Annotated in this window: 13 protein-coding genes; 9 read left to right on the forward strand and 4 right to left on the reverse strand. The window is 47.0% G+C overall.

Annotated features, from left to right (window positions below; all coding sequences use genetic code 11):
* The 4 genes from H3H32_RS03395 (at position 1) to H3H32_RS03410 (ending at position 5,749) form a co-directional block, all read left to right on the forward strand.
* Positions 1–1,272, forward strand: coding sequence for a glycosyltransferase family 4 protein (locus H3H32_RS03395; protein WP_182461271.1), 1,272 nt, complete (start codon positions 1–3; stop codon positions 1,270–1,272).
* A gap of 138 nt (positions 1,273–1,410) precedes the next feature.
* A complete protein-coding gene (locus H3H32_RS03400; protein ID WP_182461272.1) occupies positions 1,411–2,679 on the forward strand; it encodes a glycosyltransferase family 4 protein in 1,269 nt (422 codons plus the stop codon).
* Positions 2,680–2,706: 27 nt separating this feature from the next.
* Positions 2,707–3,930, forward strand: coding sequence for a glycosyltransferase family 4 protein (locus tag H3H32_RS03405; protein ID WP_182461273.1), 1,224 nt, complete (start codon positions 2,707–2,709; stop codon positions 3,928–3,930).
* A gap of 115 nt (positions 3,931–4,045) precedes the next feature.
* The gene (locus H3H32_RS03410; protein ID WP_182461274.1) at positions 4,046–5,749 is read left to right on the forward strand and encodes an IPT/TIG domain-containing protein; all 1,704 of its coding nucleotides are present in this window, start codon (positions 4,046–4,048) and stop codon (positions 5,747–5,749) included.
* Positions 5,750–5,820: 71 nt separating this feature from the next.
* On the opposite strand, the gene H3H32_RS03415 is transcribed toward H3H32_RS03410, so the two are convergent.
* Positions 5,821–7,029 (reverse strand): glycosyltransferase, encoded by a 1,209-nt coding sequence (locus H3H32_RS03415; RefSeq protein ID WP_182461275.1) that lies wholly within the window; start codon positions 7,027–7,029, stop codon positions 5,821–5,823.
* Between the two features lie 992 nt (positions 7,030–8,021).
* On the opposite strand from H3H32_RS03415, the gene H3H32_RS03420 reads away from it, so the two are divergent.
* From H3H32_RS03420 to H3H32_RS03435, 4 genes are read left to right on the forward strand one after another with little or no spacing between them, the layout of a single operon-like run.
* The gene (locus tag H3H32_RS03420; RefSeq protein WP_182461276.1) at positions 8,022–8,978 is read left to right on the forward strand and encodes an aldo/keto reductase; all 957 of its coding nucleotides are present in this window, start codon (positions 8,022–8,024) and stop codon (positions 8,976–8,978) included.
* Positions 8,971–10,008 (forward strand): zinc-binding alcohol dehydrogenase family protein, encoded by a 1,038-nt coding sequence (locus H3H32_RS03425; RefSeq protein ID WP_182461277.1) that lies wholly within the window; start codon positions 8,971–8,973, stop codon positions 10,006–10,008. Before H3H32_RS03420 ends, H3H32_RS03425 begins: the two co-directional genes overlap by 8 nt.
* Before the next feature lie 11 nt (positions 10,009–10,019).
* Positions 10,020–10,844, forward strand: a complete 825-nt coding sequence (locus tag H3H32_RS03430; protein ID WP_182461278.1) for a sugar phosphate isomerase/epimerase family protein — start codon at positions 10,020–10,022, stop codon at positions 10,842–10,844.
* A gap of 25 nt (positions 10,845–10,869) precedes the next feature.
* Positions 10,870–11,211, forward strand: a complete 342-nt coding sequence (locus H3H32_RS03435; protein ID WP_182461279.1) for an L-rhamnose mutarotase — start codon at positions 10,870–10,872, stop codon at positions 11,209–11,211.
* A 149-nt stretch (positions 11,212–11,360) separates the two neighbouring features.
* Here H3H32_RS03435 and H3H32_RS03440 read toward each other — a convergent pair whose 3' ends face one another.
* Together H3H32_RS03440 and H3H32_RS03445 are read right to left on the reverse strand one after the other, a co-directional pair.
* On the reverse strand, positions 11,361–14,042 hold the full coding sequence (locus H3H32_RS03440; RefSeq protein ID WP_220472597.1) for an FtsX-like permease family protein: 2,682 nt from the start codon (positions 14,040–14,042) through the stop codon (positions 11,361–11,363).
* The gene (locus H3H32_RS03445; RefSeq protein WP_182461280.1) at positions 14,030–14,368 is read right to left on the reverse strand and encodes a PadR family transcriptional regulator; all 339 of its coding nucleotides are present in this window, start codon (positions 14,366–14,368) and stop codon (positions 14,030–14,032) included. Before H3H32_RS03445 ends, H3H32_RS03440 begins: the two co-directional genes overlap by 13 nt.
* A 443-nt stretch (positions 14,369–14,811) precedes the next feature.
* On the opposite strand from H3H32_RS03445, the gene H3H32_RS03450 reads away from it, so the two are divergent.
* Positions 14,812–15,267 (forward strand): response regulator, encoded by a 456-nt coding sequence (locus H3H32_RS03450; protein ID WP_182461281.1) that lies wholly within the window; start codon positions 14,812–14,814, stop codon positions 15,265–15,267.
* Between the two features lie 358 nt (positions 15,268–15,625).
* On the opposite strand, the gene H3H32_RS03455 is transcribed toward H3H32_RS03450, so the two are convergent.
* Positions 15,626–15,865 (reverse strand): LuxR C-terminal-related transcriptional regulator, encoded by a 240-nt coding sequence (locus H3H32_RS03455; RefSeq protein ID WP_182461282.1) that lies wholly within the window; start codon positions 15,863–15,865, stop codon positions 15,626–15,628.
* Between the last annotated feature and the right edge of the window lie 156 nt (positions 15,866–16,021).

A 16,021-nucleotide genomic window follows, 5' to 3' on the forward strand; every position in this document is an offset into this window, starting at 1 on the left:
ATGAAAAAAGTATTACTATCTGCTTATGCCTGTCTGCCCAATCATGGTTCCGAAGAGGGGACAGGCTGGACGTATGCTACTACACTAAGCTTGAATGGTCTTGAGGTACATTGTTTAACCAAAAAAGATGGAAAAACATCTATTGGGGAAATTCTGGCCAATGGGCAGTACCCGAATCTGACAGTTCATTACGTAATCGTGCCCAATTGGGTTGACAAATTCTGCAACTCTAACCTGATAGGCATGTATTTCCACTATATCTACTGGCAGTGGAGCGCCCTGAAGGTAGCCCGACGATTGAATAAAGTCTACAACTTCGACCTGGTTCATCACGTAACCTACGGCAGTATTCAACTGGGTAGTTTTATGTACAAGCTCCGAAAGCCGTTTGTATTCGGGCCCGTAGGTGGCGGCCAGCACGCGCCTAAAGCGTTCAAACGATACTTCGGTGCTTACTGGACGCGAGAATGGATGCGCGACTGGGTCAGTACATTTTTGCAATACACCAATCCTGGCTTCTATAGATCAGTGGCTACTGCCAATCGGCTGGTGGTAACCAATGAAGATACCTATAAACTAGCTCAGAAACTACGACCTAACCGGCCTATCGATCGGATTTGGGACGCTGGACTGAGTCCGTCGTTTTTACCCGAAAAACCCATTGAGCGCTATCCTGGTAACACCCTGAAGCTACTCTGGACGGGTCGGCTACTTCCACGTAAAGCACTTGAGTTAACGATTCAGGCGCTAGGACAAGTTGATCCAGCCATACCAGTTATGCTAACCATTGTGGGAGGTAAAGGGGAAATGGTTGATCAGGTGCCTCAATATATCGAACGCTATGGTGTTAAAGACCGGATACACTGGGCTGGACATGTATCCTATCAGGAAGTGAAGGATTTCTACGAACACTCAGACGTCTTCTTTTTTACGAGTCTGCGCGATTCATGTCCACACCAATTGTTGGAAGCTATGGCTTACTCACTACCGATTGTTACGCTGAACTTACACGGCCAGGCTGAATTAGTGAGTGACGAAACCGGTTTACGAGTGCCTGTAACAAATGAAGATCAGGTGGTATCAGATCTGGCACGGGCAATCGAATGGATGTACGCTCATCCGAACGAGCGCTTAAGAATGGGTCAGTCAGGTTATGCCTTTGCTCAAACGCAGATCTGGGAAACCAAAATTCGGCGATTCATTGATGAACTCTATTCACCTCTATTAGGTGCTAATGTTGCCGACCCAATAGCCATAAAAGGAATTAATTAGACCCATATATAAACTGAATTAGTACCCAATTTGCATAAGGCTATTGACCAATCCAATCTTAAACTATCCATAACTATAAGAACTATAAGCTTATGTAATTAATCCTCCATACAATCGATAAACTATCTCTCTCCCGTTATGAAAAAAGTATTAATCTCTGCTTATGCCTGCATTCCTGATCGAGGATCTGAAGAGGGTAATGGATGGCATTATTCATCCATAGTCAGCCAACAGGGCTATCAGGTCTGGTGCCTGACCCGCGACGTTGGAAAAGCCGAAATTGAGCGAAAACTAGAACAGATACCACATCCTAACCTAACAATCGTTTACGTCACGTTACCCCGCTGGATTGATAAGGTATACTCCTGGGGAATGCTCGGGTTATTTTTTCATTATCTCTACTGGCAGTGGTCTACATTACAGGTTGCTCTGAAGCTTACCAAAACACACCAGTTCGATTTAGTACATCATGTAAGTTATACGAGTCTTCAAATGGGAAGCTTTTTATACAAATTAAAGCTTCCATTTATCTATGGACCCGTGGGTGGGGGGCAGGTAGCTCCCAAAACAATGCGTCGGTATTTTAAACAATATTGGCTGAAGGAGCAAATGCGAACCTGGATGGGTAATCTTATGCTCCGCTTCAATCCTGGGTGCTATCAGTCGGTCCGTTTGGCAACCTATGTGCTGGTTTGGAATGAGGATACACGCAGGCGTGTTCAGGCATTGGGTAGAGAAAAAGCCGTTGTGAAAGAATTTGGCGGAGTTGGCCGGTCATTTATTCCGTCGGAGCCTATTTATCGCCCCTATCAGAAAACATTACAACTCGTTTGGGTCGGTCGATTAATGCCTCGTAAAGCCCTTGAACTTTCGCTACATGGCTTGAGTAAAGTGAACCCACAACTACCTGTTCATCTGACTGTTGTAGGCGATGGCGAAATGGGTAAATACGTACCTGAATACATCTCTGCCTACAATTTGGCAGATCGAGTCACCTGGGTTGGCAACGTAAGCTACGAACAGGTGAAAGACTATTACCGAAAAGCTAATGTCTTTCTGTTTACCAGTCTACGTGATACGGGTCCAGCTCAATTGATGGAGGCAATGGCCTATTCATTACCCGTTGTAACCCTCGATTTGCACGGACAGGCCGAACTTGTTAGTTCATCGACGGGTATACGTGTACCGGTTACTGAACCGGAAATGGTGGCCACCGATCTAGCTAAGGCGATCGAGTGGATGTACCATAATGAAGATAAACGAACCAGTATGGGGTTGAATGCTTTCCGGTTTGCTCAACAACAGAACTGGGAAACAAAGGTGAACCATATTGTTCAGACCTATTATAAGTCAATGACTAATCAGGGGCTTGGTTTGGCGCTCGCTGTTAGTCAGATAACGAATTAATCTTCCTCTTTTAACTCAACTTCAGCCATGTATATTGGAGTTTTAGGCGCTATTGCCACCAACGATCTGCTCTCGGAATCGGCCAGGCAACAGTTGGGTACCTATCCAAAAGGTCAAGGGTGGGCTCCACTGATCAGTAATCTCATTCATGAGTATCTGGCGCGCGGCTATAAAGTGCTGGCCATTACGACCGATGCTCAGCTGGATGATGATGAACCACCATTTGTCTATGATGATGGTCAGCTAACGTATGTTGTTATACCAGGACGTAAACGTACGTTTCGGCCCAATGGCTGGAGACTCGGGCGCACTATCGATTTTTATCAATATGAGCGCAGCAGAATTCTAAAGGTGTTAAAGAAGTATAAGCCCGATGTTGTTCATGCACACTGGACATATGAATTTGCCTTGGCAGCACTCACGTACACCCCCAATGCGCTTATAACGGTACATGATAATGCCCAAATCATTTACAAGTACGTGCCTACACTGGAGCGTTTCTTTATGCTTCTTTTAGCACGTTATGTTTTCCAGAAAGGACGTTGGTTCACGGCAGTATCACCTTATATGGCTGAATCGGTGCAAAAGTGGGTAAAACTACCAGTAGCCGTTGTGCCCAATCCAGTGATTATCCCATCGAAACAATTGGGATCAGCCATACCTAATGCACCTGTTATCAGCATTGTTGTCAATGGTTGGGATGAACGTAAGAATTGTAAAACGGCTCTATTAGCGTTTAAAGCTATTCAGCAGCGTCATCCTAAAGCTATTCTTTGGGGGTTTGGAACGGCCTTTGATCCAGAAGCACAGGCGGCCGCTTTTTGTCGCGAACACCAGATTCAAAACGTTGTGCTTTTTGGTCATACGCATCAGGCTAAAGTCCTAGAGAAAGTGGGACAGAGCACAATCCTGCTCCATGCATCACTCGAAGAATCATTTGGAATGGTACTGGCCGAAGCAATGAGCTATGGTGTTCCGGTTGTGGCCGGAAAAAATAGCGGAGCCGTGCCCTGGGTGGTCGAAGATGGGGGTATACTGGTTGATGTGACAAACATTGATGCAATTAGTAATGCCGTAGATAAGCTTCTGTCGGACTCTGCACTCTATGAAAAACTATCGACCAGAGCTGCTCAGATCATAAAAACACGATTTCAAATTCAACGAGTGGCTGATAAATACATCGCTCTCTACGAGCGGTGTATGGGAAAGTCAGAACAAATTGAGCAACCTGATTTAAAGTTGATTGGGTAATCTATACCTAAATCGATACAACCACCCAAAGCCAGTTAGTACGGGCAGTCGCATCTGAAATGCAGGCTCTATCCTGCTTATTACTATATCAATAACCGTTAAAACCAATTAACGTATGCCAACTGTCAAACACATTATTTCCAGTCTACTGCTCCTGTTGGGCTTGGCTGTGGTTATTGTTGCCTGTAAGAAAAGCCCGGATGATCCTGCACCGGTTGTAAAGCCAACTCCCACAACAACCATAACTAGTATCGATCCGGCGACTGCGCCGGTTGGCAGCACCATTGCCATAAACGGAACAAACTTCAATACCACCCCTGGTAGTAATACCATTGTAATTGGTGGCGTAGTGGCTACGGTAGTTTCGGCTACCGATACGCGCCTGGTCGTTGTTGTACCCGCTGGTGCTACAAGTGGCCCTATTTCGGTAACGGCTAACGGACAGACGGCTCAGGCTTCAACCACGTTTACGGTTGCTACTCCTGCACTTAAACCGGTAAAAGAAGTGTCGGGAACTACATTTGCCAATCTGAGCTGGAAAAAGGACACGATTTATTTGTTGCGGGGGCTGGTATATATTCCAGCCGACTATACACTGACTATCGAGGCTGGAACGGTAATCAGGGGGGCTGGACCTGAGCGAGACCCCACTGGCACGAATCATGCCGGTGCCCTGATTGTTGAACGAAGAGGTAAAGTAATTGCTCAGGGAACGGCGTCTCAACCCATCGTATTTACTTCGGCCAAAGCTGTTGGTCAACGTAATTATGGCGATTGGGGTGGTGTTGTTCTAATTGGAAAAGCGCCTATTAATCAGCTTGGTACAACGCCTGTTCCAAATGGCGTTCGGGGAACAGTTGAAACCTATGGTGAGCCGTTAGATAACTCCGGCACCCTACAATACGTGCGTATCGAATATGCCGGGGCTACCCAGCCTACCACGCCCGTAACCAGACTCAGTGGACTCTCGTTGCTTGGAGTAGGTTCTGGTACCACTATCGACCATGTCCAGATCTCGTATAGTGGGGGCGATGGTTTTTCGTGGTTTGGTGGTTCGGTAAACTTAAAAAACTTGTTTGCCTACCGCAGCTTCGACGACGACTGGAGTGTAGACTGGGGGTATGTAGGCAATGTGCAGTTTGGCGTTGCTCTTCGCGACCCAGATGTGGCCGATCAGTCTGGCTCGAACGGGTTTGAGGTAGAGAACTACTCACCCACAGAAACTACGGATGTTACAGCTGTGACTCTAGTTAACGGACTGACCCAGGCTGCTCCAGTCTTTGCCAATATGAGCAATTTCGCGTTTAATACAACGCCTACAACAACCAATACGGCAAAAGGCACGGGAGCCTATCAGTCGGGTATTTATCTGCGCCGAAACAGTGCCATTAGTATTTATAACTCCGTTGTGTATGGGTATCCAGTAGGGGTAACGCTCAACGGATCTGGAACTGGCCTGACAAGTGGTACTATTGATTTAAAAGGAGTTGTATTGGCTAACGTGTTAACGCCTATAGCAGGTACAGGTAGCATTTCTACCGACCAGGCTTCAGCGTATTTCACGGCAGCCGAGCGAAGTAATCAGATTGTTCAGGCATCTAATCTGGCATCTCTGCTGATAAATGGAGCTAATTTCACCCTTACTGCCCCTAATTTCTTACCGCAAGCGCTTTCCCCTTTATTAGGATCAGGAACATCGGGTGGAAAATTAATCAACTCGTTCTTCACCCAGGTTGCCTACCGCGGAGCGTTTGGTTCAGATAACTGGATTTCAGGCTGGACAAACGTTGACCCTCAAAATAAAGATTATGATCGTTAATAGTCGATCACTTGCATTGATCAATCGACATAGTAGTGAACCAGTGCAATAAGGTGATATGGTGCAATTGGTCAAGTCGTCTCATTTTGAGACGACTTGCTTTTTTCTGTATTTACTGTCAATCTGTTATGGTGTAGTGTAGAATAAGCAGATTTACCCGTTATGTGCCTATAAAAAGCAAATAACTTCTTTAGGTTAATTTGGTGATTGAACCGTTGGTCGGCAAAGGTGGATTGTTCCTGAGTCAGCCGGGCACGGTTTTTCGGGTCGAAATAGTGAATAATCTCATCGGTTAGTGTGCTCACGTCGGAACCACGAAGTAGTCCAAATTCCTGAGGTAACATCTCGGGAATTCCACCTACAGGCAGTGCGAGAACTGGTGTTTTCACGGCTAACGCTTCTATAATAGAATAGGGACAATTATCATTTAGAGATGTATGAACATATAGGTCCGACTGCGCTACCAGTTTCCAGGGAGCATCATACTGCCCATAAAAATGCACTTGTCCAGAAAGGCCCAGCGATACCGCTAATTGTTCATAGTCAACACGTTTTGGACCATCGCCGATGAGCCAGATCGTAAAATTAACGATGCCTCGTTTACAAAGTTCGTGCCCAATCTGAAGTAGTAATTGTTGGTTTTTCCGTTCGTCGACGTAGCCAACATTGCTAATCCTGAACTGGTCGGAGGGAAGCCGGGTTAATTGGGCAGCTGTAGCTTTTAAGTTTACAGCATTGTAGAGAATTAGCTTATTGATAGTAGTTGGTAAAAGGTGTTTTGATTTTATATAGGCGTACTCTGAGCTAAATACGTAGTTTTTTATTTTTGATAACAGATACCTATACCAGTTCGTAAGGCGGGCTGTAGCCCAGGATTTTAGTGAAAAACGAAGGACTAACTCTGTTACTGGGTCGTCATTGAAATGGCAGCTAAGAACCACAGGTACTTGTTTGCTAAGAGCCAGCCAGGCAGCCACCCCCGACCGGGCGTCCTGGGCATGAATGAGGTCAAAATTGGTTTGACGAAATTTACGGGTAGACAGATATACGCCTGTAAAATAGGCAAATTCTTCATATGCAGCTTGGCAAGTACCACCCAGCAGTCGTGCAATACGCTTCATTATACCTAAGCCTTTACGCCAGACAACAGGTGTATGTGATGAATCTACAATCTGAACGCCCATACCGGCTTCCTTCAGATCGTTGGCTAATGTTTGGTAGGAAGTAACAACCCCTGAAGGAGAAGATGATATTAGATAAGTAGCAATTAATACATTCATTAGGGTTAAAAATGGGGATAGTGGAACTGATGACTCTTAATGGATAATAAATAGATAATGCGTCTGGTTAATCTGCATTTATCAGGTATTAACAGGACTTTCCCTTAGCTAGTAAAAACGATATGCCCAGGCGCTAATTAGTTAAATTAACTATCCCGGCTACCATCCAGATATCGAAGACAGGACTAAAAATAACCATTTTAAGAGGATACGTAAGTAATTTTTACACATATACATCTCAAGGCCAAGCGTGTTTTTTGCTAAGTTATCTAAGTGCGAGGTAAACAAGGGAGCCGTATTGATCAATATTATACGTTTTCTAAATTAGTTCAGATTTTCTAAAATAGAAAAAATGTACCCGCAAATTTGAATAGTTAGTGACTTCCTATCCAATGAGATATGACTATGTGGAGTTGCTACATTTGACTGGAGACGGATTTTAAGCACATTTGGGGTAAACCGAAAGTACCTATGAAGAAAAGACGGATTTTTGACGAAGCCTTTAGGGGAATGGCACGCCCCGGCGTACCGGTTGAGTTGCGTATGCAAAGGACTCAATTCAGAAGGTAGCCGCTTCGGCGGTCCGACCGTGAACTGTGTGTCGATTCGTTGCGAATCAGCAAATGGAGGCAGCACCATAAAAAAACGTGCGACTTTTATCTACTAATACGGCACTCAATGACGAACAGCACAGATCAAAAGGCTATAGCGTGAGCTTAGAGAAGCTCAATTAGAAGGCGATATATTAGAAAAGGAATTGGGCAGCTTCTCCAGTAGCGCCGGGAGGCATTCCGATTTAGGCTGACCCTGAATAACGGCTATTCGTATCCCTTCTGATTGGCAATCTAAGGTTCATTCAAGGTCTCTGACTAGTAGAAATTCAAGTTTAGTGCATTTGCTGGTAGCGTAGCTGGAGAGTCATTGAGCTAGTTTCTTATTTGGTAACAAGTGCGCTGGCTGCTACTATCAATTTTGTCAATAAAAAATAATCAATGCAGTACCGCCAATTAGGGAAGACCGACCTCAACGTATCACTATTGAGTTTTGGCGCATCTCCGCTGGGAAATGTTTTTAATGAAGTATCAGAAACGGAAAGTATCCGTGCGGTACATACGGCCATCGATCAAGGCATTAATTTCTTTGATGTAGCTCCCTTTTACGGGGATACATTGGCTGAAACGCGGTTAGGAAAAGCGTTAAAGAATAAACGGGATTCTGTTTTTGTGGCCACCAAATGTTGCCGATATGGAAATGGAGTCTTCGATTTTTCCTACGAGCGGGTGCTGCAAAGCATCGACGAGTCGCTGGAGCGGTTACAGGTAGATTATGTAGACCTACTGACTGTCCATGACATCGAGTTTGGTGATCGGCAACAGGTGTTGACCGAGGCTATTCCGGCCGCTCTTGCCGTTAAAGAGATAGGTAAAGCGCGCTATGTCGGTTTTTCGGGATTACCGGTACGGTATCTGGCTCAAATTGCCCGACAAGTAGACGTCGATACCGTTTTATCCTGGGGCCACTATACGCTGCTGGAAGATGAAATCAACGACGAACTAGTACCCCTTTCAATAGAAAAAGGGTTTGGGCTGATGAATGCCGCTCCCCTGATGCAGCGAATTTTGTCCGCTGCTCCAATTCCCTCCTGGCAAAGTTCCCCCCAGGCCGTGAAAGACATACAGCCCAAATTAGTTGCCTTGTGTAACGAATACGGGCTGGCGTTGAGCGACGTAGCATTGAATTATGCCGTACAGCATCCGGTGATTGCGACAACCATCGTGGGAATGTCGGAGCAGCGGCAGGTCGAGCAGAATCTGCGGGCGCTTCAGATCCAGATACCCAATGAATTACTTCAGCGTATCGAAACACTGGTTGCTCCGGTGAAAAATCAGATGTGGTTTGAGGGAAAACCAGAGAATAATATTCCTAAATCGAACGGTCAACATGAATAAACAACCTGCGCTGGTGCTCGTAGAGCCCGGAAAAACGGAAATACGCGACATCGACATACCCACGCCTGGCCCGGAAGACGTCCTATTACAGGTCAATAGGGTTGGATTCTGCGGGGGCGACCTCAACGGATTCCGGGGACTGTTCGAACTACAGGAATACCCGAATGTACTGGGCCACGAAGTGGGCGCTACGGTCCTGGAAACGGGCAGCCAGGTGCCGGGCCAATTCCAGCCCGGTATGCATGTTACGTTAAATCCGTATCTGAATTGTGGCGTTTGTCTTTCCTGCCGAAAAGGGCGACCAAACGCCTGTCAGGATAATAAAACGATGGGCGTTCGCCGACCCGGCGCAATGACCCATCTGATTAGCGTTCCCTGGCAAAAGCTGCACAGTTCGGCTCTCTTATCCGTTCGGGAACTTGCCTTGGTTGAGCCACTGACGGTAGGTTTTCACGCTGTAGGCCGGGGTAGGGTTGCTACGGGCGAAAAAGTAGCCGTAATTGGTTGCGGTATCGTGGGCATGGGAGCCGTAGCCGCTGCGGTTCATCGGGGGGCTGAGGTGATCGCGATCGACATCGACGAGGCCAAGATGCGCACAGCGAAACTGGCCGGAGCTGCCCATACTATCAATACCACCCAAGTTGATCTGCACGAGGCCCTGATGAGCATCACCAACGGGGACGGTCCTGACGTAGTGATCGAAGCGGTCGGTAATTCAGCTACGTACCGGGCTGCCGTCGATGAGGTGGCTTATACAGGACGGGTGGTTTACATTGGATATGCCAAAAAGCCGGTCGATTATAATACGGGGACATTCGTTCGGAAAGAGATTGAAATTTTGGGTTCCCGCAATTGCCTGGGTGAATTTCCAGAGGTGATCGATTACCTGGAAAAGGGCAAATTCCCGATAGACGCGGTTATTAGCCGGGTTGTGTCGTTGGATGAAGCCGGGGCAGCGCTGGCTGACTGGTCGGAGAACCCTGGTCCGATCACAAAAATTATGGTCGATTTTGATACCTCCGCGAATTGATGAAATCTGCCATGAAATCCTGTGTTACCATCGCACTGGTTCCTGACATCAAAACTGGCCCCTGGATTTATTGGGATGATCTGGAAATCAGTATGGCGAAAGCAGCCAAGCTGGGTTTCGACGCCATTGAGTTATTTACGCCATCCGCCGACACGATCAGCTCCAGTTGGTTACTTGAGCTGACCCGTCGATTTGGCCTAACTGTAGCGGCTGTGGGAACCGGTGCCGGGAAGGTACTGCATGGCCTCACATTGACGGACCCCGATCCGCAGATCCGGGCCAAGGCCGTCGCGTTCATTGCGGACATGATGTCTTTTGGGGCAACCGTCGGCGCTCCTGCCATTATTGGTTCCATGCAGGGAAACGTAGCGCCGGGCACCGAAAAAGTACAGGCGTTAGGTTGGCTGGCTGATGGGTTGACTACCCTGGATCAGACGGCCCAAAAACTGGGTGTACCCTTGATTTACGAACCCCTGAACCGCTACGAAACCAACCTGATCAATGACCTCCAGGCCGGGGTTGACTTCATTCGCTCACTGGGTACCAAACAGGTGGTGTTGCTGGCGGATCTGTTTCATATGAATATCGAAGAGGCTTCGTTGGCCGATAGTATCCGCGCAGCGGGCTCGTACATTGGTCATGTTCACTTTGCCGATAGCAACCGGCGACCGATTGGTTTGGGACATACGTCAATGGATTCGGTAGCCGCAGCCCTCCGGGAAATTGGGTATTCCGGTTATATTTCAGCCGAAGCGTTTCCTTATCCAGACCCTGACCGGGCGGCTCAGCAAACCATCCGGTCGTTTCAAACCTACTTTGGCCCATCTTCTACCTAGTAAATACAACTTACTCTTAAGCTTTATGCAGCGATTTTGTTTGGCTCTCGACCTCAAAGATGATCCTGAATTAATTGCCGACTATGAACGCTGGCATGCTAAAGGATCTGGCTGGCCGGAAGTGCGAGCCAACGATCTGAACGCGGGAATCCTGGATCTTCAGATTTACCGAACTGGTAACCGGATGTTCATGATTCTGGAAACGGACGACCAATTCACTTTTGAAAAGAAAAAGGAAATGGATGCCGATAACCCGCACGTGCAGGAATGGGAACGGCTTATGTGGACGTTTCAGCAGCCGCTTCCCTGGGCCAAAGCTGGCGAAAAATGGGTGCTCATGGACCAGATTTTTCAGTTTGAAAAATAAGCAACTAATTGGCTGGTAACCTGATACACTTATGAAACAAGGGTTTTATAAGAATTGATATTACCCTAGTTCAAAAGCAATGAAGGTTTTGTTTACCAGTTGCTATCAAACCAATTTATCTAATTGATTTGATAGCAACTGGTAAACGTCTATTCGCTCCGTAAAGATTTTACTGGGTTCATTTGAGCGGCTTTCACGCTCTGGAAACTCACCGTTAATAGCACAACGGCTACCGTGGCCAACAGCGACAGTAGAAACATGAACGGATTTAGGGAAATCTTGTACGTAAAATTGGCCAACCAGTTAGTCATCACCCACCAGCCTACGGGTGCAGCCAGCAAAAAAGCGATACCGATCAATCGCACAAACTCCTGGCTGAACAGCCATAGAATACTGCCTACACTAGCTCCTAAGACTTTACGCACGCCAACCTCCTTCCTGCGTTGCACCACCATGAACAGGACCAGGCCGTACAAACCCATACTGCCTATCAACAAGGCAACCCCAGTGAAAAAGTTGATCAGACTGCCCATGGTCTGTTCTTGTTGATAAGCCTTCTGGAGTTGCTGCTCCACAAATTCTGACTCGAAAAAGCTATCTGGATAAACCTGGTTATAGGTCTGCTCTATCTGCCGCAGTGCCCGGCTGTAGTTGGGCGAGCTAAGTTGAATATTGGCTGAATAGAATCCACTTGCTAACGTAGTCATAAACAACGGGGTTACTCCTTGTCTGAGATCCAGCTGATTGTAATCCCTTAATACTCCGACAATTGCTAGTGGGGCAAAGCCTTCTTTGTGCAAGTATTTACCCAATACCTCCGCCGGTCGGCTGAAGCCCAGCCGATGCAGGAATGTCTCGTTAATGAGCGCTTCACGGGCCGTGTCGGAAGGTTGCACATTGCGTCCGGCTAGTAATTTCAGACCATACAAACCCACATAATCCGCATCAATCCAAGTCTGCTGGGGTGTATAGGGCTCTGCTTGGGGACGAGTGTCGAAACGAACCCTGGTTTGGCTGGTTGAGCCTGACTGGGGAGGGCCACTCATGGAATAGCTGAATTGACCAACATCAGGCAAGGCGGTAGCCAGCTTTCGGAATGTGCTCAGTTTAGCCAGATCCTGCGCAGGCGTATTGGGCAAATTCACCGTCAGGATAGCCGACTTTCGGAAGCCCAGATCCTTCGTTTGAACATAGCTGAGTTGATTTGCCACGACGATCAACCCGATGAGCAGTAGTTGAGAAATCGCGAACTGGCTGGTCACTAGGCCCCGCCGGAGTGAGAACCCGCCCACCTGCTGGGTGGTGAGACGCCCGGCTAAGGCGACCACAGGGCGGAAGCCGGCTACGACCAACGCAGGATATAGACCAGCTAGCAGAATGACCATTACGACCACCAGAGCTACCCACCCGATAACCGAAGGTGAAAAATAAAACGTAAACCGAAACGGGCCATGCAGGAAGCGATGAACCAGTATCTGTCCATACTGGAAGACGCCCCCCGCCAGCACCAGGGCGAGCAGGACAATGAAGGTTGTTTCGCCCATGAATTGCCAGAACAGCTGCGTTTTGGTACTGCCCAATACTTTACGAATGCCTACTTCTCGGCCCCGGTTGAGCGCTTGAGCGGTAGCTAGGTTCACAAAATTGATACTGGCCGTACCAATCAGCGACAGACCGATAAATATCAGCGATAGCAACAATCCCCGGCTTACCCCACCATACTCGGGCGATAGGTGCATTTTGCTGAACGCCATGATGGGGTAGGATGTCTCTTTGATTTGTTTGGGATTGTACTTTTTGACAAACGACAGAAGCTGCCGATTCCAATCGGTAACAGTAAAACGGTCGTTGAACAGGGCAAAACAGTGCGTACTGCCATTCGTGTTGTCAAAAGGTTGGTCTTCAGGAAGAGCGCCGAGTTGTCCCTTAAGCGATTTCCAGGAAGCCATGATTGAATAAGTTAGATCTGTATTGTCTTGATAGTCAGCAAACACTCCCACAACACGAGCGGGCGTTCGGGCGTCCAGCCGAACGACCCGGCCCACGACGCCAGTTATTCTGCCAAAGCATTTGCGAGCCATCTCAGCGCTCATGACGACGGTGCCTGGTTGGTCGAGGTCATCAGGCCCACCGGATAACCAGGTATAGTCGAAAATGCGGAAATAGGCCGGTTCAACAAAGGCCCCCTTATAGCCGCTATCCTTAATTTTCTTATCGACTCCATTGGGAACAGGCACAGCAACCAAGGGTCCGTACCACTCATCCAGCATGGCCACCTGTTCAATATCAGGGTAATTGGTGCGAATAGCCTGTCCCAATGGATACGGGACGCCCTGAATATTGAGATCACCGGCGGGCGAGGAAAAGCGCGAGGTAAATTGATAGATCCGGTTAAAATTATGATGGTGGTGGTCGGTTTGATAATGGTAGCGAACCAGGGCGAAAATCAGCAGCGCACAACCCATGGCGAGCGCCAACCCAGATACATTAATAAAAGCGTAAGCCTGGTTTTTGCTCAGATTACGCCAGGCAATTAATAGATAGTTCCGAATCATGGCAGGTTGCAAAGTATATGTGTTAGGATACTCAGATTTGTTAGAGGCTTGGCTCATTCGTTTATCAGCCAATGGCCGAATTAACCGCAGGACTGCCAGCGCATAGTACCAACGAGCCTTTGATAGGCCTTTGGTCTGCACCCAATAAGCGTACATTTCCAGCAGATCGCCTTGTAGTTCGTCTTCCAGGCCAGGTGGGCTAAATCGGCTCAGTAGCCAGGCAGCCCAATTGGGAGGGCTGGTGTTGGGTTTCTTGCTGTTGGTTAAGCGCCCCATAGCTGAAGAATTGGGCTTGGAATCTGCTCCCACAATTGGGTCCGAACCTGCCGACACTCGATCAATGCCCGTTGACCTGCCGCTGTGACGGTAAACAGGCGTTTTTGACGACCTCCTCGCTCCGTAGTTGCGCCACCCATGTAAGAAGCGACAAAACCTTTCTCCTGAAGTCGTTGCAGAGTAGTGTGGACTGTAGGGAAACTTATACTGCGGGCCATTTGCTGGTCAATCGTTTGGGTAATTGAGGCACAGTAGGCCTGTTCTTGCAAAGCGGCTACCGTCAGCAAGACTACTTCCTCCAATTCACCTAAGAATGCTCGTTTCATTACCAAAGCAACTATTATTAGTATAGGCTTTGTCGTACAAATACTTGGCCAAAGTTTCAAACCAGGCTTAGATGCCTAAAAAAGGCTGTTTTAGCTAATTAACCGGAGCTAACTTGTCCAAAAATGGACAAGTGTCGTATGGAAACGGACAATGGTTTGATGGTTTGTCAAACCTCCCATTCATGGCTGATCAAAATCTACCGTAAGTCAGCAGGAAAAGTAGCGCTTGGTGAGGTCATAATCCTGGTACAGACGTTGATTGGCTATCCATAATTCTCCTGCATTACTTTCCAAACTAACAAACAGTCTGCTCGATCTTTCCCCAATGGGTTGACCTACATCGCTAATCCCACTCGTTCATCATCAAACAAAAGCGAGAGTAGTTAGTTAGCCAAAAAACATATGAGGCTTTGCTATATTCGTCTAAAAAACAACGACCAGCTATGGTTGATAACGAAACATTTGAAATTCTTGTGGTTGAGGATGATCAACCAACTTTCGATCTTTTACATCGGCTGGGCGATATGCTGTTTCCCGAAGCCACTTTTGTGCGTGCAACATCCCCGGAGGAGACTCTTCATTATTTAAGTGATAGTGTCAGTAAACGCCCCCAGCTTATCTTATTAGATATCAATCTCCACCAACCTACCGATGGGTTGACCATGCTGCCTGAACTACGCACTCGCTTTCAAGGCCAAGTCCCTATTATCATGATGACCGTTTCGGATTCGCCAGCCCATGTTCGACAAGCCTACCAAACAGGTGCAACGGCCTTTACTATTAAACCGGCAGATTTAGGCGGCTGGAAAGAATATATTGAGATGTTAAAAACGTATTGGTACGAGATTAATCTTTTGCCTCCTACTCAATTTCCTCCTTTTCGCTTTTTGTTGCAATAGCCAGCATCTACCTAACCGTACCTTACTTCGTAATTTACGAACCGGATTATAAATAAGCTATTTATAATCCGGTTAAGACTCCTAAAAGTCATAGCTTGTGGTAGCCTGTTATTGAACTTTCCAGGAAAATATAACGAGAAGTATTGCCGTCTGAAAAGCCTCAATTAGGGGCATGCGAATCTGCCTTTTCTCACTTGAGAGAATTTTCCTTTTACAATGGCAGCCTACTTTTCTCTTCGCTGTCCAGTGACCAAGTAAATAAAAGAATAACACACGAAGAAACGTGTAGACAGACTTCTGATGCTAATTGAAGTAGCTTTTGGGGTGTCCATAAAAAGCCCAAAATGGCTGGAGGGAGTTAAAGGTATACTGACTTGGCTAACTGAATTAACTCAGCTTCATTGTCGAGCCCCAATAGCTTTATAATTAATTGCTGATGGCCCGAAATAGTACGGCTAGTTAAAGATAGTCGCTTGGAAATGGCATCGATAGATAGGTCGCCCGCCAGTAACCGTAAAATTTCTTTCTGTCGGTTGGATAATTTAGAGAGATCGTACTGCATAATCTGGTTTACTATTCGAATATAGGATTTTGACATATTGGGAATCGTTTGAAGTCGAAGAAAAATAGATCTGTTTCTTAAACGCCCCATTCACTTACAGATAAAATCTGCTCGTCTCATTTATAAGCCTTTATTGGGAATAATTATACCAGTAACTCGTCCTGTCTTAAGATTATCAGGCCTAAATGGCTA

It is taken from the genome of Spirosoma foliorum (genome assembly GCF_014117325.1).
GTDB classification, from domain to species: domain Bacteria; phylum Bacteroidota; class Bacteroidia; order Cytophagales; family Spirosomataceae; genus Spirosoma; species Spirosoma foliorum.